Raw genomic sequence first — 22,113 nt, forward strand, 5'->3', positions numbered from 1 at the left:
CTGGAATTCACTGTATCGAGCACCTTTGCGCGGCGCCAAGACGGATTGGCTGTGGAGAGATAAGCCGCCCTTATGTCGCCCGGCATCTGTGCATAGACACAAGGGTAAGCACCATGTTCGTGCCCGCTCCGGGTGCCTGCACGTCCGTTCTCTCAGGTCGTTTGCCGGGAGATGGGCACGATGCGCCCCCCCTGCTCGACCACCCCACGCACGGCGCGCGCCAGGTCGACCGCGCCGGGCGTGTCGCCGTGCAGCAGGATCGAATGCACGCGCATCGGGATTTTCTTGCCGGTGTAGCTGGTGACGGTGCCGTCCTCGAGCAACTGGCGCACGCGCGCCAGCACGGCGCTGCGGTCGTGAATGACGGCGTCGGGCAGCTTGCGCGGCACCAGCAGGCCGTCGTCGCCGCAGGCGCGGTCGGCCAGGAACACGGTGCGCACGCGCAGGCCATAGCGCTCGGCCGCGCCTTCGATGGCGGCGCTGGCGGAGGTGCTGACGGTGAGCGAGGGGTCGAAGTCGGCCACGGCGCGCACCAGCGGCTCGGCCAGCGCGGAGTCGGCCGCGGCCATGTTGCCGAGCGCGCCGTGAAAGCTCATGTGCGTCATGCGGTGGCCGGCGGTGCGTGCCATGCCTTCGAGCGCGCTGAGCTGGTAGAGCACGTACGCCACGAGCTCCCTGGTCTCGATCTGCATCGGGCGGCGCCCGAAGCCCATGAGGTCGGGAAAGCCCACGTGCGCCCCCACGTCGACGCCGCGCTGCCGCGCCATGCGCACGGTGCGGTCCATGATGACCGGGTCGCCCGCGTGGAAGCCGCAGGCGACGTTGGCGGAAGAAACGATGTCCAGCAGGGCTTCGTCCTCGCCCATGCGCCAGGGTCCGAAGCCTTCGCCGAGGTCTGCGTTGAGGTCGATGTCCATGGGGAGTCCTTCTCTCTCTTGGGTCAGAGGGGGTGCAGGTCGATGAGGGGTGCGCCGTAGCCGACGGCGATGCCGCTTTCCACATGGAGCGCGTCGACGATGCCGGCCTGGGGTGCGCTCACGGGCAGCAGCAGGGGGCCGATGTTCAGCAGGCCGATGAGCTGGCCTGCGCCCACGCGCTGGCCGATGCGTGCGAGGGGTTCGGTGGCGACGGGATGGGTGTGAAGGAACAGCCCGACCGAAGAGGCCTTGACCGTGACGGGTTCGGCTTCGCCCTCTTCTTCTTCCTCTTCCTCTTCCATCGGCAGTTCGACCATGTCGTCGCCCTGCCTCCCGAGGCGCAAGGTTCCGTGGGGTGTGCGCAGTTCGAGCAGGCCTATGTCCGTGTTCGCCAACCAGGCTGAAAGTTGTGCGATGCGCTCAACCACGAGGCGCCCCCCGATGCAGCGCCACCACACGCGCCACCTTGTCGAGCCAGGCGCGCACTTCGTCCAGGGCGTCGAGCGCCTCGTCCCACGTGGCCTCGACGAAGCGCACGCGGCTGCCGATGGGCGCCTGGCCGAGCCGCCACATGTCGGCCTCGATCACGGTGCCGAACTTGGGGTAGCCGCCCGAGGGCTGGGCGTCGCGCATCTGGATGATCGGCTGGCCGCTGTGGGGCACCTGGATGACGCCGGGCACGATGCCGTGCGAGCGCAACTCCATCGGCGCGATGGGGCGCAAGGCCTCGCCTTCGAGGCGGTAGCCGTAGCGGTCGCTCTGGGGGGTGATCTTCCAGTCGGCGGACCAGAAGGCCTCGCGCGATGGCGCCTCGAAGGCCAGGTATTCGGCCGCGGGGAGTACACGCACTGCCGGCACGCCGTCGCGCTGCAGTGGCAATGCGAGGGCGGGCGGAACGAGGCCGAAGCCTGTGCGGCATGGCGCCGCCGTACCCGCGGCGCGCAGCACATCGCCCCGGCGCAGCGCGCGCCCTTCGTGGCCGCCGAAAGCGCCGCGCAACTGGGTGCTGCGCGAGCCCAGCACCTCGGGCACGTCGATGCCGCCGGCCACGCACAGCACCGCGCGGCTGCCGCGCTGCGCACCGCCTTGCGGCAGGCCCAGCGTCAGCACCTGGCCCGCGCGGGCCTGGTGCGCCCACCAGGGCATGAGCGGCTGGTCGTCGAGCCGGGCCGCGCAGTCGGCGCCGGTGATTGCGAAGGCGCAGTCCTCGGCGAAGCGCACCTTGAACGGGAAGACCGGCACCTCGATGGCCGCCACGCCCAGTTCGTTGCCCAGCATCAGGTTGCCCGCGGCCAGGGCCAGGTTGTCCATGGCACCCGAGGTGCCCACGCCCCAGCGCAGGCTGCCGGTGCGGCCCAGGTCCTGCACGGTGGCGAGCGCCGCGGACGAAAGGATCTCGATCATCGGACGATGCCCTCCACGCGAAAACGGATCAGGTCGCCCGGCTGCAGCATCGCGGGCGGGTCTTGCGCCGGGTCGAAGAACACCATCGACGTGCTGCCGATGGTGTTCCAGCCGCTGGGGCCGGCCGAGGCCGACACGCCCGTCTGCGCGCCGCCGATGGACACCGCGCCGCCCGGGATGCTCAGCACCGGCACCTTGCGCCGCGGCGTGGCGATGCGCGCGTCCATGCCGCCCAGGTAGCAATAGCCGGGATGGCTGCCCAGCGCATACACCGGGTAGAGCGGCGCGCTGTGCAGCTCGACGATGGCCTCCACGCTCAGGCCGGTGTGCGCCACCACGTCGGCCATGTGCGGGCCGCCCTCGCCGCCGTAGACCACCGGGAGCTCGACCACGCGGCCTTCGCGCTGCAGTGCGGTGGCGGCGGCCCATGCCTCGTGCAGGCGCGCACGCAGCGCATCGAGCTGGCGCGGCGGCCGGGTGAAGGTGAGCATCAGGTTGTTCATGCCCGGCACGGCTTCGCGCACCTCGGGCCAGGTCTCGGCTTCGTGGGCCAGCGCCCAGATGCGCTGCTGCGACGGCAGGTTCATGTCGCCGGGCGCTTCGAACAGCAGCGCCGTGGTGCCCAGGAGGCTGATGGACGGTTCGGTACGGGATGCCTGTGCGCTCACGCCGCGCTCCTTTGCTGCAGCCAGCGTTCGAGGTGGTGGATGTCGACGCCGCCGGCGGCAAAGCCCACGTCGCGCAGCAGCGCACGGTGCAGCGGCACGTTGGTGGCAATGCCCTCCACGCGGGTCTCGGCCAGCGCCAGGCGCATGCGTTCCAGCGCGTCGGCGCGGTTGTCGCCGTGCACGATGAGCTTGGCGATCATCGAGTCGTAGTACGGCGGCACGCGGTAGCCGGCGCCCGCGTGCGAATCGACCCGCACGCCGAAGCCGCCGGGCACCTGCCAGCCGGTGATGCGGCCCGGCGCGGGCGCGAAGGTGTCAGGGTCTTCAGCGTTGATGCGGCACTCGACGGCATGGCCCTGGCAGCGCACGTCGGCCTGCGCGAGCAGCAGCCGCTCGCCGCGCGCCATGCGCAGCTGCTGCTGCACGATGTCGATGCCGGTGGTCATCTCTGTCACCGGGTGCTCGACCTGCAGGCGCGTGTTCATCTCGATGAAATAGAAGGCGCCGCGCTCGTAGAGAAACTCGAAGGTGCCCACGCCGCAGTAGCCGATCTGCCGGCATGCGGCGGCGCAGCGCTCGCCCACCTCGGCCATCAGCGCCTCGTCGATGCCGGGCGCGGGCGCCTCCTCGATCACCTTCTGGTGGCGCCGCTGCAGCGAGCAGTCGCGGCTGCCCAGCCACACGGCATGGCCGTGGCTGTCGGCCAGCACCTGGATCTCGACATGGCGCGGGTGCAGCAGGAACTTCTCGATGTAGACCTCGGGGTTGCCGAAGGCCTGGCGCGCCTCTTCGCGCGTGAGGGCCATCGCGTCGAGCAGCGCGGCCTCTTCGCGCACCACGCGCATGCCGCGCCCGCCGCCGCCGCCCGCGGCCTTCACGATCACCGGGTAGCCGATGCCGCGTGCCAGCGCCTGCACGGCGGCCGGGTCGTCGGGCAGCGGCTCGTCGGGGCCGGGCACGCAGGGCACGCCGGCCTTGCGCATCGCGCGCTTGGCCGAGACCTTGTCGCCCATGGTGCGGATGCACTGGGCGCTCGGTCCGACGAACACCAGCCCGGCCTCCTCGATGCGCGCCGCGAAGCCCGCGTTCTCCGACAGGAAACCATAGCCGGGATGGATGGCCTGCGCGCCGCTCACCTCGGCAGCGAACAGGATGGCGGACTGGTTCAGGTAGCTCAGGCCCGGCGCGGCCGGGCCGATGCACAGCGCCTGGTCGGCCTGCGCGACGTACATGGCGTCGCGGTCGGCCTCGGAGTGCGCGACCACCGTGCGCAGGCCCAGGCCCCGGCAGGCGCGCTGGATGCGCAGGGCGATCTCGCCGCGGTTGGCAATGAGCACGGTGTCGAACATGGCGCGTGCCTCCTCAGTCGAAGCGGAACAGGGGCTGGCCCGCTTCCACTTCCTGGCCCGAATGGGCGAGCACCTGCCGCACGCTGCCCGCGCGCTCGGCGCGAACCTCGTTGAACATCTTCATGGCCTCGATCACGCACAGCAGCTGGCCGGCTTCCACGGCCTGGCCCACTTGAACGAAAGGCGGCTCGCCGGGCGCGGGCTGCAGGTGCACCACGCCGTGCAGCGGGGCGAGGCATTCGGGGCTGGCCGCGGCCGATGCCGTCGTTGTTTCTTCCAGTGCCCGTCGCGGCACCTTGCGTGCGACAGGCAGGCTTCGCGCAGCGGGCGTGGCGCCCAGCGCCGACAGCTTCACCAGCCGCAACGTGCTGCCGTGTTCGCTGAACTCCAGTTCCGCCAGGTCCGATGCGGCCAAAGCGTCGATGAGCGTCTTGATCTGTTCCTGCTTCATGCCCGGGGCTGTGGTGGCCGACGCGTTCCGCGAACGCGTGACGGCATGCATGAAAGGTAACGGGCCGCGGCCCCAAAGCCCAAGACGGAATGGCTGTGCCGGGATAAGGGCGGCTTATGACAGCGCGGAAAGCTCGGGCTCGGGCGTCGACGCCACGGTGGCTGCCAGATCGACCACCAGCTCGAGCAGGATGTCCTTGACGGCCTGCGCGGGCTCCGACAGCGGCAGGTGGTCGGACTGGCACAGCGCCAGCGGCGCCTCGATGACCGGGTCGACGATGGGGAACTGCCAGGCCCCGCAGCTCGCGACCACCTCGCGCGCCATCGACGCGGGCAGGATGGTGGCGCCCAGCCCGTCGGCAATGGCTGCGGTGAGCGTGAAGGCCGACTCGATCTCGGCCACCACGCGCGGCACCATGCCGGCGCGCACGAAGGCAGCGTCCACCAGCTTGCGCACCACGTTGTACGGGCGCGGCAGGAAGAGCTCGATGTCGCGCAGGTCGGCCAGCTTCACCGGCTGCGAGGGCGCCGGCATCGACGCCGGGCCGACCAGGTACAGCGGCTCCTTGAGCAGCGGCACGAACGCCAGGCCGTGGATGGCCTTGTCGCCGTACAGCACGGCCAGGTCCATGCGGCCGTTCATGATGAGCTCGCTCAGCGTGGTGCCGTAGTTCTCGTTCAGGTAGAGCAGGATGCCCGGGTGGCGCGCGCGCACGGTGCGCAGCAGCGGCAACGACAGCGCCGAGGCGGCCGTGCCGGGCGCCAGGCCCACCGACACCTGGCCCGAGAGCCCCTCGCCGGCTGCTTCCATGTCGACACGGGCCTGCTCGCACTGGCGCAGGATGATCTGCGCGTGGCGGTACAGCACCTTGCCCGCCTCGGTGGGCGTCACGCCGCGCTTGGTGCGCACGAGCAGTTGCTGGCGCACCTCGCCTTCCAGCGTGGCCAGTTGCTGGCTCAGCGCGGGCTGGGCGATGAAAAGGACTTCGGCGGCCTGCGTGAGGCTGCCGATGTCCACGATCTTCACGAAATATTTGAGGCGTCGAAGGTTCACGCCTTGTCCCCAAGCAAAAGCCAAGCCTAGCACCGCGCATGGGCAGCCGGTATCAGGGCTCGCCATAGTCATAAGCTGCGCCTATACGACCAGTGCAATCTCGTCTTGGCCTCGCGGGGTCGATGTGCGTACCGTTCGGTGCATGCCATCTCCAACCCAGGAAAGCCGCGTGACCACCTCCCGCATTGCCGCCCGCGTGCGGCGCATCAAGCCCTCGCCCAGCACCTCGGCCGCCGACCGCGCCAACGAACTGCGCAGGCAGGGAAAGTCGATCGTGAACCTGGTGGTCGGCGAGCCCGACTTCGACACGCCGCCCCACATCCGCCAGGCCGCGGCGGCCGCCATCGAGCGCGGCGCCACGCGCTACACGCTGATGGCCGGCACGGTGGAGCTGCGCGAAGCCATCGCGGCCAAGCTGGCGCGCGAGAACGGCCTGCGCTACGCGATGAACGAGATCATCGCCACCAGCGGCGCCAAGAGCGCGATCTACAACGCCTTCGCGATCACGCTGGAGCCGGGCGACGAGGTGATCATTCCCGCGCCCTACTGGGTGTCGTACCCCGACATGGTGCTGGCCTGCGAAGGCACGCCCGTCACCGTGGCCTGCCCCGAGGCCAACGGCTTCAAGCTGGCGCCCGCGCAGCTCGAGGCCGCCATCACGCCGCGCACGCGCTGGCTGCTGATCAACTCGCCGAGCAACCCGACCGGCGCGAGCTACACCGCCGCCGAATACCGCGCGCTGGCCGAGGTGCTGCAGCGCCATCCGCACGTGATGGTGATGACCGACGACATCTACGAGCACATCCGCTTCGACGGCGAGCCCACGCCGCACATCCTGGCGGTGGCGCCTGCGCTGCGCGAGCGCACGCTGGTGGTGAACGGCGTGTCCAAGACCTATGCGATGACGGGCTGGCGCATCGGCTACGCGGCCGGTCCGGTGGACCTCGTCAAGGCGCTGGACACGCTGCTGTCGCAGTCCACCGGCAACTGCTGCTCGGTGAGCCAGGCCGCCGCGGCCGCGGCGCTGAACGGCGACCAGGGCTTCGTGGAACAGAGCGTGGCGGTCTACAAGCAGCGGCGCGACCGCACGCTCGAACTCATCAACGACATTCCCGGCCTGAGCTGCGCCACGCCGGCGGGCGCCTTCTACCTCTACATCAACTGCGGCGGCCTGATCGGCACGACCACGCCCGAGGGCAAGCGCCTGGACGCGGACGGCGACGTGGTGATGTACCTGCTGGAACGCGAAGGCGTGGCCGTGGTCGCGGGCACCGCGTACGGGCTGTCGCCCTACTTCCGGCTGTCGATCGCCACGTCGATCGAGACGCTGGAAGAAGGCTGCACGCGCATCGCGCGGGCCGTGGCCGCCCTGCGCTGACGCGCCCCGGATCCAGTCGCATCCAAGAACACAAGGACAACGCCATGCCCTACAAGGCCATTCTGAAGAACCCTTCCGCCCCGCAAGCGGCGCCCGCCGTCATCGCCGCGCTGCACGACATTCCGGTGGCCGCGCTCAGCGACAACATGCACCGCAACATCGGCAGCGTCGGCCTGCAGCCGTACCACCGCCCCGGGCCCAAGACCATGGCGGGCACGGCCGTGACCGTGAAGACGCGCGGCGGCGACAACTTCACGATGATGCGGGCCTTCGAGTTCTGCCGGCCCGGCGACGTGCTGGTGATCGACGCGGGCGGCGACGTGACCAACGCGGTCATCGGCGGCATTCTGTCGTTCTACGCCGCGACCATCGGCACCGTGGGCGTGGTGCTCGACGGCGCCATCCGCGACGTGGCCGAGATCCGAGAGCGCGACTACCCGGTGTACGCGCGCGGCGTGAACCACCGCGGCCCTTACAAGGACGGCCCCGGCGAGATCAACGTGCCGGTGTCGGTGGGCGGCATGGTGGTGAACCCGGGCGACATCGTGGTGGGCGACCAGGACGGGCTGATGGCGTTTTCGCCCGTCGATGCCGAGTGGCTGATCGAGAAGGCGCGTGCGCACCTGGAGACCGAGGCACGCACCATCCAGGCAATGAAGGAAGGCCGTTGGGACCGTTCGTTCCTGGACGCGCTGGAAGCACGCTGCGCGAACTGAGCCCGCGCCTCAGGCGCCCGGGGTGCCTTCGCTCACCAGCGCCCACAGCGCCTCCGCCACCGGCGCCATGTGCGCCTGCTGGCGGTACAGGCGGATGTCCACCGGCACGCGCCAGCCGCCCGCGCCGGCATCGACCAGCGTGCCGCCGCGCAGGTCGTCCGCCACCAGGCTCATCGGCAGCCACGCCAGGCCGCGGCCTTCGAGCGCCATGGTGCGCAGCAGCGCGGCGTGGTGCGCCGTGAAGACGACGGAGCGCGACGCGGCGAAGTCCTTGCCGAATTCGCTGTCGTGCATGGCGCGCATGATCCGGCCGAGCCCCGAGGCCTCGCTGTAGGCCAGCACGGCGGGTGCCTTGCCGGTGCCCAGTGCATGCAGCGGCGCACCGTTCGCATCGGCCGCGGAGACGGGCACCAGCACGTCTTCGCTCAAGCGCTGCACGGGGTACTGCCCCTCGTCGAGCCGACCCGGCGCACCCGCGTGGCCATGGCACAGCACGAACTGCACGCGGCGCTGCAGCATCAGGTCTTCGCAGGCGAACGAGCTGTCGGAGATGGTCTGGATCGGGCCCATGTCGAGCCGGGCCTCCACGCTGCCCAGCCAGCGCGGAAAGAAGGTCAGCGACAGCACGTGCGTGGCGGCGAAGCTCAGGCTGGCCGCGTCGAGGTCGTGCGCCGCGCGGGCCTGGGTGCGGGCGTGCTGCAGGCCCGAGAGCACGTCCTCCAGCAGCGGCTGGAAGCGCTGGCCGGCGGCGGTGAGCGTGGTCGGGTGCGCGCTGCGGTCGAACAGGTCGACGCCCACCCACTCTTCCAGCGAACGGATGTGGCGGCTGAACGCGGGCTGCGCGATGGAGCGCGCCTGCGCGGCGCGCGAGAAGTTGCCCGCCTGCGCCAGGGCAAGAAAGTCTTCCAGCCATTCGAGGTCGAGGGGTCGGTTGCCGGGGCCCATGCGCAGCGCCTTTGCTTTGAATAGTTGTATGCGATTCGGGTATTGGACGGTGCCCGCACTGCCGGCCGAAGATGCGGGCAGCCTTTCGCTCCGCCCGAATTATCGCGAGCCCACCCTCACCCGCCATACACCATGAAGATCGTCAACATCCTCGAGTCCACGCGCCCCATCAAGTCGGACATCCGCAACGCCTACATCGACTTCTCGAAGATGAGCCTGAGCCTGGTGGCCATGGTCACCGACGTGATCCGCGACGGCAAGCCCGTCATCGGGTACGGCTTCAACTCCAACGGGCGCTACGGCCAGGGCGGGCTGATCCGCGAGCGCTTCTTGCCGCGCCTGCTGGAGGCCGAGCCCGCCTCGCTGCTCGACGAGACCGGCGAGAACCTCGACCCGCACAAGATCTGGGCCCGCATGATGATCAACGAGAAGCCCGGCGGCCACGGCGAGCGCTCGGTGGCGGTGGGCACCATCGACATGGCCGTGTGGGACGCCACCGCCAAGATCGCGGGCCAGCCGCTCTACCAGCTGCTGGCCGAGCGCTACGGCACCGGCACGCCGGACCCGCGCGTGTTCGTGTACGCGGCGGGCGGCTACTACTACCCCGGCAAGGGCGTGGAAGGCCTGCAGCGCGAGATGACCAGCTACCTGGAGTGCGGCTACTCGGTGGTGAAGATGAAGATCGGCGGCGCCACGCTGGCCGAAGACTGCGCGCGCATCGAGTCGGTGCTGAAGATCCTCGGGCCCGGCCAGCAACTGGCGGTGGACGCCAACGGCCGCTTCGATTTGCAGACGGCCATCGACTACGGCCGTGCGCTGTCGCAGTACCCGCTGTTCTGGTACGAGGAAGCCGGCGATCCGCTCGACTACGAACTGCAGGCCAGGCTCGGCGAGGTGTATGCCGGCCCCATGGCCACGGGCGAGAACCTGTTCTCGATGCAGGACGCGCGCAACCTGATTCGCCACGGCGGCATGCGGCCCGACCGCGACTGGCTGCAGTTCGACTGCGCGCTGAGCTACGGGCTGGTGGAGTACCTGCGCACGCTCGACATGCTGAAGGCTTATGGCTGGTCGCCCTCGCGCTGCATTCCGCACGGCGGCCACCAGATGTCGCTGGCCATCGCGGCCGGCCTGGGCCTGGGCGGCAACGAGAGCTACCCCGACCTGTTCCAGCCGTACGGCGGCTTCCCCGACGGCGTCAAGGTGGACAACGGCTACGTCACGCTGCCGCCGCTGCCGGGCATCGGCTTCGAGGGCAAGGCCGATCTCATCGCGGAGATGCGGGCCCTCGCAAGCTGAACCTGGCGGCTCTCAGGGCTGGAAGCCGGAGCGGCGCACCACCGGCTCCCACTGCTGGCGGTACGTCTTCAGCATCTGCGCGGTCTCGGCCGCCGTGCTGGCCACGGACGTGATGTAGAGCGCGTCGGCTGCCTTCTGCAGGCCCGGGTCCTTCATGACGTCGTGGATCGCACCGGCCAGCAGCTGCACCTTGGCGGGCGCCATCGTGCTGGGCGCGAAGAAGGTGTTCCAGCCGTCGGCATCGATCTTCATGCCGGCTTCGCGGAAGGTCGGGATGTTGGGCGCGAAGCTCGCGCGCTTCTTGCCCGACACGGCAAGGATGCGCACCTTGCCGGCCACGTGCTGCGCATAGAGCGAGTCGAGCGTGTCGATGGCAATGGGCAGGCTGCCGCCGATCAGGTCGGCCGACAGCGGCGCCGAGCCGCCGTAGCCCTTGATCTGCGGCTGCACGCTCAGCGCATCACCCACCATCAGCCCGAAGAAGTGAGGCAGGCTGCCGGTGGCGGGCACGCCGAACACGGCCTCTTCGGGGTGCGCCCAGAGCCGGCCCACCAGGAACATCGCGCGGTCGAGCTGCAGCTTGTTGCCCACCGCCAGCGCGAAGTCGTAGCTGCTGACCTGGGACACGGGCACAAAGTCCTTGTCGGGGTCGTAGCCCGCGTCCTTGAACACCAGCGGCGCCACCACCATCACGGCGGGGTTGCCCAGCATCAGCACGTTCTGCCCCGCGGGGGTGCGCTTCACTTCCTTGGCCGCGAGCCGCCCGCCTTCGCCGGGACGGTTTTCCACGCTCACCTTCACGCCGAGCTTGGGCGTGAGCCGCTCGGCGATCAGGCGCGCGATGCGGTCGGTGCTGCCGCCGGGCGCATAGCCGACCACGAGCGAAACGGGGCCGTCCAGCGCGGGCGTCTGCGCATGGGCGGTGTGCGCGACGGGGGCGCAAGCGGCCAGGGCGAGGCCCCACGCCATGAGTTGTCGCCTGGAAAAGAATGCGGGCATGAAGTGTCCTGCGGGCAGTTGTCGGTGGTCGGGGATGGGCACGCGCGCAGCGTCTTCACAGCGAGAATCACCCGCCACGTTGTGTTGCTGTTCGTGCAAATTTGTTACCGAGTTATACGTAAGCACAAACAGTTGATCTAATCCATCACCTGTTCGCCGAGGCGGGCGGACCACACTCTTGCCGCCCGTTAATCCATCCGTATGCAAGCCTTTCCCGACGCCGACGCCTTGCGCGCGCCCCGCTCCCTGGACGACCTGCTGCTGTACCGCCTGGCGCGTGCCATGCGCGCGGGCAGCGGCATGGCCACGCGGCTGGTCGAGGGCGGCTTCGGCATCACGCGGCGCGAATGGGGAATGATCGCCACGCTCGCGCAGGAGGGCGAGATGACTTCGTCCACGCTGGCCACCAACCTGCACCTGGACCGCGTGCGCACGTCGCGCGGACTGCGCAGCCTGGTCGAGAAGAAGCTGGTCGAACGGCGGCAGGATTCCGAAGACCGGCGCGAGGTGCACGTGCGCCTGAGCGCGTCGGGCCAGCAGCTTTTCGGCCAGCTGTTTCCGCGCATCGCGGGGCTGAACACCGGCCTGCTCGAAGGCATCGCGCCCGCGGACCTCGATGTGTTTCTGCGCTGCCTGCAGCACCTGGAACAGCGCGGCAGCGAACTGGTGGCGCAGGGCACCGTCGCGGAGAAGGCCGACCGGCGCTCGGGCGGCACGCGGCACCGGTGGCCGGAGCGCGGCTGAGGCCTGGCCTTGGCCCTGACCCGGCAGGCTCCTTCGCCTTGTCAGGCTTCGACGTTGAGCGTGCCGCCGATGGGCACGCCGTTGGCGTTGGTGCGGAACGCGCTGCTGCTGTTGCTGTTCGATCCCGTTTCGTTCTTCACGGCGTCCATCTGCTGCTCGGCGCTCTTCTGCATTGCCGCCGCCTGAATCGCCTTCAGTTGCGCCTGCAGCATGGCGAGCTGGGTGTTGAGCGACTGCAGCTGCTGCTGCACCGCCTTGCGCGCATCGCCCTCGGGCGTTTCGATCAAGGTCTTCTGCGTGGCGGTGATCTGCTTTTGCGTGGCGACGATCTGGCGCTGAATCTTCGCGACTTCGGCGGCGGTGCCGCTCCCTGTTCCTGCTGTGCTCGAAGCACCGATGGCGGTCAGCATGTGAGTTCTCTGTTGTTGTCTAGACAGAGGACTATCGGCAGGTTTGGGGGGAAATTTAGGGGGAAGTGGCGGAGAGTGTGAGATTCGAACTCACGGACGATTTCTCGTCGGCAGTTTTCAAGACTGCTGGTTTAAACCACTCACCCAACTCTCCGGAGCCGACGATTCTAAGCCGCCGGCGAAAGCGTCAATCGCCCTCGGGCAGGAAGATCGTCTGCAGATCACTCAGGAAGTCCAGCCCGCGCTCGGTAGGCCACGCGCGGAACAGGTCGCGCGCCAGCAGTCCCTTACGTTCGGCTTCTTCCAGCCCGCGCTGTATGGACGTCATCGCCAGCCCCGTGCGTTCGCTGAACTGCGGCAGCGTGAAGCCCTGCTTCAGGCGCAGCGCATTCAGCATGAATTCGAACGGCAGGTCGGCCAGCGCCACCTCGTCGCTCTGCGACACCGCGGCGCCCGCGCGCGCGTTCTCCATGTACAGGCGCGGTTCGCGATAGCGCACCTGCCGCACGATGCGGTGCACAAAGCTCAGCTTGCTGTGCGCGCCGGCGCCTATGCCCAGGTAGTCGCCGAACTGCCAGTAGTTGAGGTTGTGCTGGCACACATGGCCGTCGCGCGCATAGGCCGACACCTCGTAGCGCGACATGCCCTGCGCCCCGGTGCGCTCGGTGATGCGGTCGAGCATGGCGTAGGCGATGTCGTCCTCGGGCAGGGTCGGCGGAAACTTGGCGAACCAGGTGTTGGGCTCGATGGTCAGGTGGTAGATCGAGAGGTGCGGCGGCGCCAAGGCCAGGGCCTGGGTCAGGTCGGCGTCCAGGTCTTCCATGGTCTGGCCCGGCAGCGCGTACATCAGGTCGAGGTTGAAGGTGTCGAACGCCTGCGCGGCCTCTTCCAGCGCGGCAATGGCCTGCGCGCGGTCGTGCACGCGGCCCAGGGCCTTCAGGTGCGCGTCGTTGAAGCTCTGCACGCCGACCGACAGGCGCGTGACGCCCGCGGCGCGGTACGCGCGGAAGCGGTTGCGCTCGAAGGTGCCGGGGTTGGCCTCGAGCGTGATCTCGCAGTCGGGTGCGAGTTTCAGGCGCGCGCGCACATCGCCCAGCAGGCGGTCGATGGCCTGCGGCGAGAACAGGCTGGGCGTGCCGCCGCCGATGAAGATGGTGTGCACGGTGCGGCCCCAGATGAGCGGCAGCGCCGCGTCCAGGTCGGCGACCAGCGCGTCGATGTAGGCAGCTTCGGGAAGCCCGCCGATGTCGGCCTCGCTGGTGGCGCGCCATTCGTGCGAGTTGAAGTCGCAGTACGGGCACTTGCGCAGGCACCACGGCAGGTGGATGTACAGCGACAGCGGCGGCAGCGCGGCCAGCTGCAGCGGGCCGGGCCGCATCCAGTGCAGCACGTCGTTGGCCTGCACGGCGGTGGCTTGGCCCGGGGGCTGCGCCGGCTGGATCGGGAAGACGGTGGCCATCGGCGCCTCAGAGCCAGCGCTCGCGCATCAACGCGAGCATGGCCTGCGCGGCGCGACCGCGGTGGCTGTTGGCGTTCTTCACCTCGGGCGAGAGCTGGGCAAAGGTCTTGCCGAAGCTCGGCAGGTGCATGACGGGGTCGAAGCCGAAGCCGTTGTCGCCCACGGGCGCCAGCGCGATCTCGCCGACCACGCGGCCGACGGCAATGAGCGGCTCGGGGTCGTCGTGGCTGCGCAGCGCGACCAGCGTGCTCACGAGCGCGGCGCGGCGATTGACCACGCCGTCGAGCTGTTCAAGCAGCGCCTTCACGTTGTTGGCGTCGCCCTTGTCGTAGCCGAACTGCGTCGCGTAGTAGGCGGTGTCGACGCCCGGCAAGCCGCCGAAGGCATCGACGCACAGGCCCGCGTCGTCGGCCATGGCCGGCAGGCCGGTCGCGGCGCTGGCATGGCGCGCCTTGGTCAGCGCGTTCTCCACGAAGGTGCGAAAGGGTTCTTCAGCCTCGCCCACGCCCAGCGCCGACTGCGGCACCAGGGTGACGGACAGCTCGGCAAACAGCTGCTGGAGTTCGGCGAGCTTGCCCGCGTTGTTGGAAGCCAGAACCAGTTTCATAAGTCAAAAGTGGCTGTAACGCACGTCAGACGTGCGTCAGTAGCTCTTAATTCGATAGCAACGCCTGCTGCTGCAGGACGACCAGTTCGCCGATGCCCTTTTCGGCCAGGCCGAGCAGGAGGTTCATTTCGTCGCGCGTGAAGGCCGCGCCTTCGGCCGTGCCCTGCACTTCGACGAAGTGGCCGGCACCGGTCATGACGACGTTCATGTCGGTGTCGCAGGTCGAGTCTTCGGTGTATTCGAGGTCGAGCAGCGGCGTGCCGTCGACGATGCCCACCGAGATGGCGGCCACGTGGCCCTTGATGGGCGAGGCCTTCAGGCTGCCGGCGGCCAGCAGCTTGTTGACGGCGTCCTGCGCGGCCACGAAGGCGCCGGTGATGGCCGCGGTGCGCGTGCCGCCGTCGGCCTGCAGCACGTCGCAGTCGAGGTGGATGGTGCGTTCACCGAGGGCGGCCAGGTCGAACACGGCGCGCATCGAGCGGCCGATGAGGCGCTGGATTTCCTGCGTGCGGCCGGTCTGCTTGCCCTTGGCGGCTTCGCGGGCGCTGCGGGTGTGCGTGGCGCGCGGCAGCATGCCGTATTCGGCGGTGACCCAGCCTTCGCCGCTGCCCTTCTTGTGCGGCGGCACCTTCTCTTCGACCGAGGCGGTGCACAGCACGCGGGTCTGGCCGAACTCGATGAGCACCGAGCCTTCGGCATGGACGGTGAAGCCGCGGGTGATGCGCACCGGGCGCAGCTGGTCGGCGGCACGGCCGCCGCTTCGTGTGAAAGCAGTCATTGTTTGAAACCGGAAAGGAAAAAAGAAAAGGCCGCGCGCGTGCGCGTATTCAGGTCTTGCGTGCGGCGGAGCGTCGGATGGCTTCGTTGATCTCGGCGATGGAGCGCTCGATGGCGTCTTCGTCGAGGTCGTCGATCTCGCTGTCGGAGGGCATGCCGGCCTGGATGGTCGAGGCGAACACGCCGTCTTCGATGGTTTCGGTGGACACGCCGCTGCGGTCGTCGCCGGCGACGGTGTCGGGCATTTCCCATTCGAGCGCGATGAGCGTGACGTTGTCGCTGTGCGCGCCGCCCTTGCGCAGCGCCATTTCGGCGAGGTCGGGGGCGGCGTCGGACACGGGCTTGCCCGAGGACAGCGTGTGCACGATGAGCGCATCGTCCAGCACCCCCCAGACGCCGTCGGAGCACAGCATGATGCGGTCTCCGCGCTGCAGGGGCAGCGGGGCCGAGATGTCGAACAGCGGCGTGGTCGGCGAGCCCAGGCAGGTCAGCAGCAGGTTGCGGTTGACGGGCGCGTCGGAGCCGTGCGGCTTGGGGCGCTCGGCGTGCGAATGGTCGCGCGTGCGCACCAGCAGGCGGCCGTCGCGCACGACGTACAGGCGCGAGTCGCCGCAGTGCATCCAGGTGGCGGTGGAGTTCTGCAGCACGGCAGCCACCACGGTGGTGCGCGGCGTATCGAGCATGGCCTTGTGGCTGGCGTACCGCATGATCTGCTGGTGCGCGGCCATGGCCGATTCGGCGAGAAACGCCTTCACGTCCTTCACGGTCGGGCGCGCCTCGCGCTGGTAGAGCGCGGCTATGGTCTGCAGCGCGAGCTGCGCCGCAACTTCGCCTTCCGGATGGCCACCCATGCCGTCGGCCAGCACGAACAGGCCCGACTCCCGCGTGTAGCAATAGCCCATGCGGTCTTCGTTCTTGACACGGCCGCCCTTGCGGCTGACCTGGAAGACGGAAAATTTCATGATGTCATGCGGGGCGCGTGGTGGGCGCTACAGCCTTGGGCAGGCTCTTCTTGTCGAAGGAGCGGATGTTGTCGATCGACAGGCGCACTTTCTCGCCCACCGTGAGCTTGGTGTAGCGGCGCTCGCCTTCGCGGCTGAGCTCCTTCTGCAGCGCAAAGACGGACTGCGGGCGCGACAGCGGGTCCAGTGACATGCACCACTCGACCACTTCGATCAGGTTGTCGGAGTACACGCCGCGCAGGCGCGACAGCGACAGGCTGAGGCGGTCTTTCTCGATGCGCCGCGGCGCGTCGTTGGGCGGGTAGCCCTGCATGCAGGCGTAGATGCAGGCGCCGATGGCGTAGATGTCGGTCCACGGGCCCATCGAGGAATCGCGGCGGTACATCTCGGGGGCCGCGAAGCCGGGCGTGTACATCGGGCGGATGAAGATGCCTTCCTTGCTGAGCACTTCGCGCGCGGCGCCGAAGTCGATCAGCACGGCGCGGTCGTCGTCGGTGACGAAGATGTTGGCTGGCTTGATGTCCAGGTGCAGCATCTTGTACTGGTGGACGATGCGCAGGCCGCGCAGGATCTCGTCGAACAGCGAGCGGATGGTCGACTCGCGGAACACCTTCTGCTTTTTCAGGTCGCGCGCGGTGACCACGAAATCCTGAAGGGTCGCGCCCTCCAGGTAGTTCATGACCATGTAGACGGTTTCGTTCTCGCGAAAGAAGTTGAGCACGCTGACCACCGAGGCATGCGATATCTGGGCGAGCGAGCGGCCTTCCTCGAAAAAGCTCTTCAGGCCGAGCCGGTAGAGCGAGAGCTTCTCGGGGGGCACCTGCGGGTTCAATTCACCGGGCCCGCGGGTGGCCAGCGACGAAGGCAGGTATTCCTTGATGGCCACCTGCTGGCCGCTCGAGTCGATGGCAAGGTAGACAACGCCGAAACCGCCCGCTGAAAGCCGGCGAATCACGCGATATCCGCCAATGACCGTATCGGGCAGCAGGGGGGTAGGCTTGACCTTTGACATAATCCGGGAGTTTCGCCCGAAGGCGATGGTGCGGCAAGCGAACGCCGTGCCGACGCCTCGGTGCATGCAAGCAAAACCACAGTGAGGCGCAATGCCAGTTTACAGCATGACCGGCTACGCCAGCGGCCAAAACGGGTCCGCAGGCAGCCACTCCGAAGCCGAAGCACGGCCTCCCGCCGCGGGTCGGCTTGGGGTAGAAATCCGCTCGGTCAACAGCCGCTTTCTCGATCTCACCTTCAAGTTGCCGGAGGAACTGCGACAGCATGAAACCGCGCTGCGCGAGTTGCTCACGGGCAAGCTCAAGCGAGGCAAGGTCGAGGTGCGCGCCGCCATCGAGAACACGGCCCAGGCCGGCGTCGTCGAGCCTTCCGTCAAGCTGCTCCAGCGGCTCAACGGGGTGCAGGACACCGTCAAGGCCTGGTTGCCCGGTGCCCGCGAGCTGAGCGTGGCCGACGTGCTGCGCCTGGCCGGCGGCGACAGCGCCGCCCGCGGGGACTGGGGCACCGACCTGCTCGAGGTGGCCGGCAAGGCGCTCGACGGCCTGATGTCGGCCCGCCAGCGTGAAGGCGCGCGGCTGGCCAAGATGCTCGACGCCCACCTGGGCCAGTTGCGCACCCTGGTGCTGCTGGCCGGCCCGCTGGTGCCGCAACTGGTCGAACAGCAGCGCACCCGCTTCCTGGAGCGCTGGCAGGAGGCCATGGGCCTGACGGCCGGCACCGGAGGCACCCTGCCCGAGGCCGCCCAGGACCGCGCGCTGACCGAGGCCACCGCCTTTGCGATCCGCATCGACGTGGCCGAGGAGCTCACCCGGCTGAACTCGCACCTCGACGAGATCGAGCGCCTGCTCAAGAAGGGCGGCGAGGTCGGCAAGCGCCTGGACTTCCTGATCCAGGAGCTGCACCGCGAGGCCAACACCTTGGGCTCCAAGTCGGCCGCGCTGGAACTCACGCGCATCGGCGTGGACATGAAGGTCCTGATCGAGCAGATGCGCGAACAGGTGCAGAACATCGAATGACGAGCGAAAGAATGGACTACCCCGGCAATATCTTCGTCGTCGCGGCGCCCAGCGGGGCCGGCAAGTCGAGCCTGGTCAAGGCGCTCATGGAGCTCGATTCGGCCGTCCAGCCCTCGGTTTCCCACACCACCCGGTCGCCACGCGGCCAGGAAAAACACGGCCGCGAGTACTTCTTTGCCTCGCCGTCGGAGTTCGACGCAATGATCGTGGCCGACGGTTTCGTGGAATGGGCCCATGTGCACGGGCACAAGTACGGCACGTCGAAGAAGGCCATCGAGGAGCGGATCGCCCAGGGGGCGGACGTCATCCTCGAGATCGACTTCCAGGGTGCACTGCAGATCCGCAAGACCTTTTCCAACGCGGTGATGATCTTCATCCTGCCGCCGAGCTGGGAAGAACTGCGATCGCGGCTCGAGCGGCGCGGCGAAGACAGTGCCTCGGTGATCGAACTGCGCCTGAAAAACGCTGCTGAAGAGATGGCGCGGGCCGGGGAATTCGACTTCGTTATAATCAACGAGTTATTTGAGCGCGCGCTTTTCGATCTCAAGGCGATCGTCCACGCTCAGCGGCTTCGGTACTCCGCACAGCGCCGTGCGCGTGCCGACACATTTGCCGCACTGAACATCCCCTGATATCCGAGCCCTCGCTCACTGACAGAAAGATTCTCATCATGGCCCGCATCACCGTCGAAGATTGTCTCGTCCACATCCCGAACCGCTTCCAGCTCGTTCTGGCCGCGACGTACCGTGCGCGCATGCTGAGCCAGGGTCACGCACCCAAGATCGAGAGCAAGAACAAGCCCGCCGTGACCGCCCTGCGCGAAATCGCCGAAGGCAAGATCGGCCTCGAAATGCTCAAGAAGGTGCCGGGCTGATCTGACGCAGCCCTGCAACGAAAAGGCACCGCAAAGCGGTGCTTTTTTTATGCCCGGACGCGTCCATACAGCGGTCACGCTAAAGTGATAGACATGAGCGCGGTTGCCAAACATCAGTCCCAAGCCCCCAAGGGCCCGCCGAAGCCGAGCCCGGCGGCGCTGAATGCGGCGGCCGCAAGCTTTGCCGCATTGACGGCACGCCTCGACTACCTGAGCCCCGAAGACACCGACCTGGTGCGGCGCGCGTACCGCTTCGCCGACGAGGCCCACCTCGGCCAGCTGCGCAACAGCGGCGAGCCGTACATCACCCACCCGATCGCCGTGGCGGCGCAATGCGCCGAATGGAAGCTCGACGCGCAGGCGCTGATGGCGGCCCTGCTCCACGACGCCATCGAAGATTGCGGCGTCACCAAGCCTGAGCTCATCGAACGCTTCGGCGCCCCGGTGGCCGAACTGGTCGACGGGCTTACCAAGCTCGACAAGCTGCAGTTCAACACCCGCGAGGAAAACCAGGCCGAATCTTTCCGCAAGATGCTGCTGGCCATGGCGCGCGATGTGCGCGTCATCTTGGTCAAGCTGGCCGACCGCACGCACAACATGCGCACGCTGGCCGACGCGCCGCGGGAAAAGTGGGCGCGCATCTCGCGCGAAACACTCGAGATCTATGCGCCCATCGCCCATCGCCTCGGGCTGAACCAGACCTACCGCGAACTGCAGGAGCTGTCGTTCCGGCACATGAAGCCCTGGCGCTACGCCACGCTGTCCAAGGCCGTGGCCAAGGCACGCGGTCGCCGCCGCGACCTGATCCAGAAGGTGCAGCGCGAGGTCGAGACCGCCTTTGCCGGCGCCGGCATGACGCTGCGGATCGCGGGCCGCGAAAAGACGCTGTATTCCATCTACCGCAAGATGGAAGAGAAACACCTGAGCTTCGCCCAGGTGACCGACATCTACGGCTTTCGCCTGATCGTGCCGAACGTGATCGCCTGCTACACCGGTCTGGGCATCCTGCACCAGATGTACAAGCCGCTGCCGGGCAAGTTCAAGGACCATATCGCGATCGCCAAGCTCAACGGCTACCAGTCGCTGCACACCACGCTGGTGGGCCCGGCCGGCGTGAGCGTCGAGTTCCAGTTGCGAACCGAGGCGATGCACGTGGTGGCCGAATCCGGCGTGGCGGCGCACTGGCTGTACAAGGCGGCAGAACCGAATGCGGCCAGCAACGACCGGCTGGGCACCAAGTGGCTGCAGTCGCTGCTGGACATCCAGGACGAAACGCGCGACGCCGCGGAGTTCTGGGACCACGTCAAGGTCGACCTCTTTCCAGATGCGGTCTACGTGTTCACGCCGAAGAGCCAGATCATGGCGCTGCCTCGCGGTGCCACGGTGGTCGACTTCGCGTACGCCATTCACAGCAACATCGGCGACCACACGTCGGCCGCGCGCATCAACGGCGACCAGGTGCCGCTGCGCACCGAGCTCAAGAACGGCGACGTGGTCGAGGTGATCACGGCACCCGTGTCGACGCCCAACCCGGCATGGCTCGGGTTCGTGCGAACCGGGCGGGCGCGCTCCAAGATCCGTCACTACCTGAAGACCTTGGCGCACACCGAGTCCGAAGGCCTGGGTGAAAAGCTGCTGGCCCAGGCGCTGCGCGCCGAAGGGTTGAGCAAGCTGCCGGAGAACGACGACGAACACCAGCCATTGTGGGAAAAGCTGCTGCGCTTCACCGGCAACCGCACCCGCTCCGAACTGCTGACCGACATCGGCCTGGGCAAACGCATCGCGAGCATCGTGGCGAAGCGGCTGGTCTCCATGCTCTCCGAGTTGGGCGAACGGCCTGACGCCGTCCTGCTGAGCCGAGAGCGCTTCATCTCGCACGAGACCGTGTCCCAGGGCGCGGTCACGCTCGACGGCAGCGAGAACTCGTCGGTGCGTTTTGCGCTGTGCTGCCGCCCGATTCCGGGCGACCAGATCGTTGGCTATCTCGGGCATGGCGAAGGCCTGGTGGTGCACACCGACGACTGCGGCGTCGGCCAGCGTCTGCGCCACAAGGACAGCGAACGCTTCTTCGCGGTCGAGTGGGCGGACGAGCCCACGCGTCCCTTCGAAACCGGCGTGGTCATCACCGTGCGCAACGACAAGGGCGTGCTGGCTCGCGTCGCGGCCACGCTGGCCGATGCGGAGGCCGACATCACGCACGTGGAAATGGCCGACGAAACACCGCAGGATTCGACCGACCTGCGCTTCGTGATTGCCGTGCGCGACCGCACGCACCTGGACGCCGTGCTGCGCGCTGCGCGCCGGACCGCGTCGGTGCTGACGGCGTCCCGCACGGTTCCCGCGCCCTGAGGCCTGCGTTCTCTAGGCTGCGGCCGGGCGCGGCGCGGGGTAACTCACCGAAAGAATTTCGATCTCGTGCGCGCCGCCCGGCGTGACGAGCTTGACCACATCGCCCTCGCGCGCCTTGAGCAGCGCCCGCGCGATCGGGGAAATCCAGCTGACCTGGGCGTTCGCGCTCTCCGCCTCGTCGATCCCGAGGATGGTGACGCTGCGTTCATCGCCCGTCTCATCGACATAGCGGACCGTGGCGCCGAAGAAGACCTGATCGCGGCCATGGTGCACCGACGGGTCGGTGATCTCGGCGATCTCGAGGCGCTTGGTGAGAAAGCGGATGCGGCGGTCGATTTCGCGCAGGCGCTTCTTCCCGTAGAGATAGTCGCCGTTCTCGGAGCGGTCGCCGTTCTTGGCGGCCCAGTGCACCGTCTCGACGATCTTCGGGCGCTCCTCGTCCATCAGGTGCAGCAACTCGTCGCGCAGTCGCGCGTAGCCGTCGGGGGTGATGTAGTTCCTGCTGCCCGCGGGCAGCGGCGGCAAAGCGCCATCGGCGCCGTCATCGTCTCCGTCGGAATCCGTTTCCTTGGTGAATGCGTTGCTCAACGCAAAATCCTCCAAAAAGAAAAAAGCCCGGAAGATTCGTCTTCCGGGCTTTTCATGTAGTGGTGCGGCTGGCAGGAATTGAACCCACGACCCCTTGGTTCGTAGCCAAGTACTCTATCCAACTGAGCTACAGCCGC

24 protein-coding genes and 2 tRNA genes are annotated in these 22,113 nt (G+C 68.2%); 8 read left to right on the forward strand and 18 right to left on the reverse strand.

The window, feature by feature from the left end; genetic code table 11:
* Positions 1-152 precede the first annotated feature (152 nt).
* The 7 genes from AC0IYU_RS27895 to nac form a co-directional block, all read right to left on the reverse strand.
* The gene (locus AC0IYU_RS27895) at positions 153-917 is read right to left on the reverse strand and encodes a LamB/YcsF family protein (RefSeq protein ID WP_472123804.1); all 765 of its coding nucleotides are present in this window, start codon (positions 915-917) and stop codon (positions 153-155) included.
* Positions 918-940: 23 nt separating this feature from the next.
* Positions 941-1,261, reverse strand: a complete 321-nt coding sequence (locus AC0IYU_RS27900; RefSeq protein ID WP_472123805.1) for a biotin/lipoyl-containing protein — start codon at positions 1,259-1,261, stop codon at positions 941-943.
* A gap of 76 nt (positions 1,262-1,337) precedes the next feature.
* Positions 1,338-2,321, reverse strand: a complete 984-nt coding sequence (locus AC0IYU_RS27905; RefSeq protein WP_472123808.1) for a 5-oxoprolinase subunit C family protein — start codon at positions 2,319-2,321, stop codon at positions 1,338-1,340.
* Entirely contained in the window at positions 2,318-2,989 is a 672-nt protein-coding gene (pxpB, locus tag AC0IYU_RS27910; protein WP_472123810.1) for a 5-oxoprolinase subunit PxpB, read from the reverse strand. The genes AC0IYU_RS27905 and pxpB overlap by 4 nt, the downstream gene beginning before the upstream one ends.
* On the reverse strand, positions 2,986-4,338 hold the full coding sequence (accC, locus tag AC0IYU_RS27915) for an acetyl-CoA carboxylase biotin carboxylase subunit (protein WP_472123812.1): 1,353 nt from the start codon (positions 4,336-4,338) through the stop codon (positions 2,986-2,988). The genes pxpB and accC overlap by 4 nt, the downstream gene beginning before the upstream one ends.
* Positions 4,339-4,351: 13 nt before the next feature.
* Positions 4,352-4,789, reverse strand: coding sequence for an acetyl-CoA carboxylase biotin carboxyl carrier protein (locus AC0IYU_RS27920; RefSeq protein WP_472123815.1), 438 nt, complete (start codon positions 4,787-4,789; stop codon positions 4,352-4,354).
* A 114-nt stretch (positions 4,790-4,903) separates the two neighbouring features.
* On the reverse strand, positions 4,904-5,842 hold the full coding sequence (gene nac / locus AC0IYU_RS27925; RefSeq protein ID WP_472123818.1) for a nitrogen assimilation transcriptional regulator NAC: 939 nt from the start codon (positions 5,840-5,842) through the stop codon (positions 4,904-4,906).
* Between the two features lie 169 nt (positions 5,843-6,011).
* On the opposite strand from nac, the gene AC0IYU_RS27930 reads away from it, so the two are divergent.
* Together AC0IYU_RS27930 and AC0IYU_RS27935 are read left to right on the forward strand one after the other, a co-directional pair.
* Entirely contained in the window at positions 6,012-7,220 is a 1,209-nt protein-coding gene (locus AC0IYU_RS27930) for an aspartate transaminase (RefSeq protein WP_472123821.1), read from the forward strand.
* Positions 7,221-7,264: 44 nt separating this feature from the next.
* Positions 7,265-7,936, forward strand: a complete 672-nt coding sequence (locus AC0IYU_RS27935; RefSeq protein ID WP_472123822.1) for an RraA family protein — start codon at positions 7,265-7,267, stop codon at positions 7,934-7,936.
* 9 nt (positions 7,937-7,945) lie between these two features.
* On the opposite strand, the gene AC0IYU_RS27940 is transcribed toward AC0IYU_RS27935, so the two are convergent.
* On the reverse strand, positions 7,946-8,881 hold the full coding sequence (locus AC0IYU_RS27940; RefSeq protein WP_472123824.1) for a LysR family transcriptional regulator: 936 nt from the start codon (positions 8,879-8,881) through the stop codon (positions 7,946-7,948).
* Between the two features lie 132 nt (positions 8,882-9,013).
* Here AC0IYU_RS27940 and AC0IYU_RS27945 point away from each other — a divergent pair, with 132 nt between their 5' ends.
* Complete coding sequence (locus tag AC0IYU_RS27945; protein ID WP_472123826.1) at positions 9,014-10,180, forward strand: mandelate racemase/muconate lactonizing enzyme family protein; 1,167 nt, start codon at positions 9,014-9,016, stop codon at positions 10,178-10,180.
* Between the two features lie 12 nt (positions 10,181-10,192).
* Here the strand turns inward: AC0IYU_RS27945 and AC0IYU_RS27950 are convergent, their stop codons facing one another.
* A complete protein-coding gene (locus tag AC0IYU_RS27950) occupies positions 10,193-11,179 on the reverse strand; it encodes a tripartite tricarboxylate transporter substrate-binding protein (RefSeq protein ID WP_472123829.1) in 987 nt (328 codons plus the stop codon).
* A gap of 201 nt (positions 11,180-11,380) precedes the next feature.
* On the opposite strand from AC0IYU_RS27950, the gene AC0IYU_RS27955 reads away from it, so the two are divergent.
* A complete protein-coding gene (locus tag AC0IYU_RS27955) occupies positions 11,381-11,923 on the forward strand; it encodes a MarR family winged helix-turn-helix transcriptional regulator (RefSeq protein WP_472123832.1) in 543 nt (180 codons plus the stop codon).
* Positions 11,924-11,964: 41 nt separating this feature from the next.
* Here the strand turns inward: AC0IYU_RS27955 and AC0IYU_RS27960 are convergent, their stop codons facing one another.
* The 7 genes from AC0IYU_RS27960 to AC0IYU_RS27990 all read right to left on the reverse strand — a co-directional run bounded on the left by AC0IYU_RS27960 (position 11,965) and on the right by AC0IYU_RS27990 (position 17,150).
* Positions 11,965-12,333, reverse strand: a complete 369-nt coding sequence (locus tag AC0IYU_RS27960; RefSeq protein WP_472123834.1) for a FlxA-like family protein — start codon at positions 12,331-12,333, stop codon at positions 11,965-11,967.
* 66 nt (positions 12,334-12,399) lie between these two features.
* Positions 12,400-12,487: transfer RNA gene (locus AC0IYU_RS27965), tRNA-Ser, on the reverse strand.
* Positions 12,488-12,520: 33 nt separating this feature from the next.
* Entirely contained in the window at positions 12,521-13,792 is a 1,272-nt protein-coding gene (hemW, locus tag AC0IYU_RS27970) for a radical SAM family heme chaperone HemW (RefSeq protein ID WP_472123837.1), read from the reverse strand.
* A gap of 7 nt (positions 13,793-13,799) precedes the next feature.
* Complete coding sequence (locus AC0IYU_RS27975) at positions 13,800-14,399, reverse strand: non-canonical purine NTP pyrophosphatase (protein ID WP_435485107.1); 600 nt, start codon at positions 14,397-14,399, stop codon at positions 13,800-13,802.
* 46 nt (positions 14,400-14,445) lie between these two features.
* On the reverse strand, positions 14,446-15,177 hold the full coding sequence (gene rph / locus AC0IYU_RS27980) for a ribonuclease PH (protein ID WP_435485106.1): 732 nt from the start codon (positions 15,175-15,177) through the stop codon (positions 14,446-14,448).
* 49 nt (positions 15,178-15,226) lie between these two features.
* Complete coding sequence (locus tag AC0IYU_RS27985; protein WP_435485105.1) at positions 15,227-16,138, reverse strand: PP2C family protein-serine/threonine phosphatase; 912 nt, start codon at positions 16,136-16,138, stop codon at positions 15,227-15,229.
* A gap of 4 nt (positions 16,139-16,142) precedes the next feature.
* Entirely contained in the window at positions 16,143-17,150 is a 1,008-nt protein-coding gene (locus AC0IYU_RS27990) for a serine/threonine protein kinase (protein ID WP_435485104.1), read from the reverse strand.
* A gap of 91 nt (positions 17,151-17,241) precedes the next feature.
* Between AC0IYU_RS27990 and AC0IYU_RS27995 the strand changes: the two genes are divergently transcribed.
* The 4 genes from AC0IYU_RS27995 to AC0IYU_RS28010 all read left to right on the forward strand — a co-directional run bounded on the left by AC0IYU_RS27995 (position 17,242) and on the right by AC0IYU_RS28010 (position 21,388).
* Entirely contained in the window at positions 17,242-18,165 is a 924-nt protein-coding gene (locus AC0IYU_RS27995; RefSeq protein ID WP_435494788.1) for a YicC/YloC family endoribonuclease, read from the forward strand.
* A gap of 11 nt (positions 18,166-18,176) precedes the next feature.
* The gene (gene gmk / locus AC0IYU_RS28000; RefSeq protein ID WP_435437078.1) at positions 18,177-18,797 is read left to right on the forward strand and encodes a guanylate kinase; all 621 of its coding nucleotides are present in this window, start codon (positions 18,177-18,179) and stop codon (positions 18,795-18,797) included.
* A gap of 38 nt (positions 18,798-18,835) precedes the next feature.
* Complete coding sequence (gene rpoZ / locus AC0IYU_RS28005) at positions 18,836-19,039, forward strand: DNA-directed RNA polymerase subunit omega (RefSeq protein ID WP_019656435.1); 204 nt, start codon at positions 18,836-18,838, stop codon at positions 19,037-19,039.
* A 93-nt stretch (positions 19,040-19,132) separates the two neighbouring features.
* Positions 19,133-21,388 (forward strand): RelA/SpoT family protein, encoded by a 2,256-nt coding sequence (locus AC0IYU_RS28010; protein ID WP_435437077.1) that lies wholly within the window; start codon positions 19,133-19,135, stop codon positions 21,386-21,388.
* Between the two features lie 12 nt (positions 21,389-21,400).
* Here AC0IYU_RS28010 and greB read toward each other — a convergent pair whose 3' ends face one another.
* On the reverse strand, positions 21,401-21,976 hold the full coding sequence (gene greB / locus AC0IYU_RS28015; RefSeq protein ID WP_472123840.1) for a transcription elongation factor GreB: 576 nt from the start codon (positions 21,974-21,976) through the stop codon (positions 21,401-21,403).
* 60 nt (positions 21,977-22,036) lie between these two features.
* Positions 22,037-22,113, reverse strand: a tRNA-Arg gene (locus tag AC0IYU_RS28020).

It is taken from the genome of Variovorax sp. AC103 (assembly GCF_979254005.1).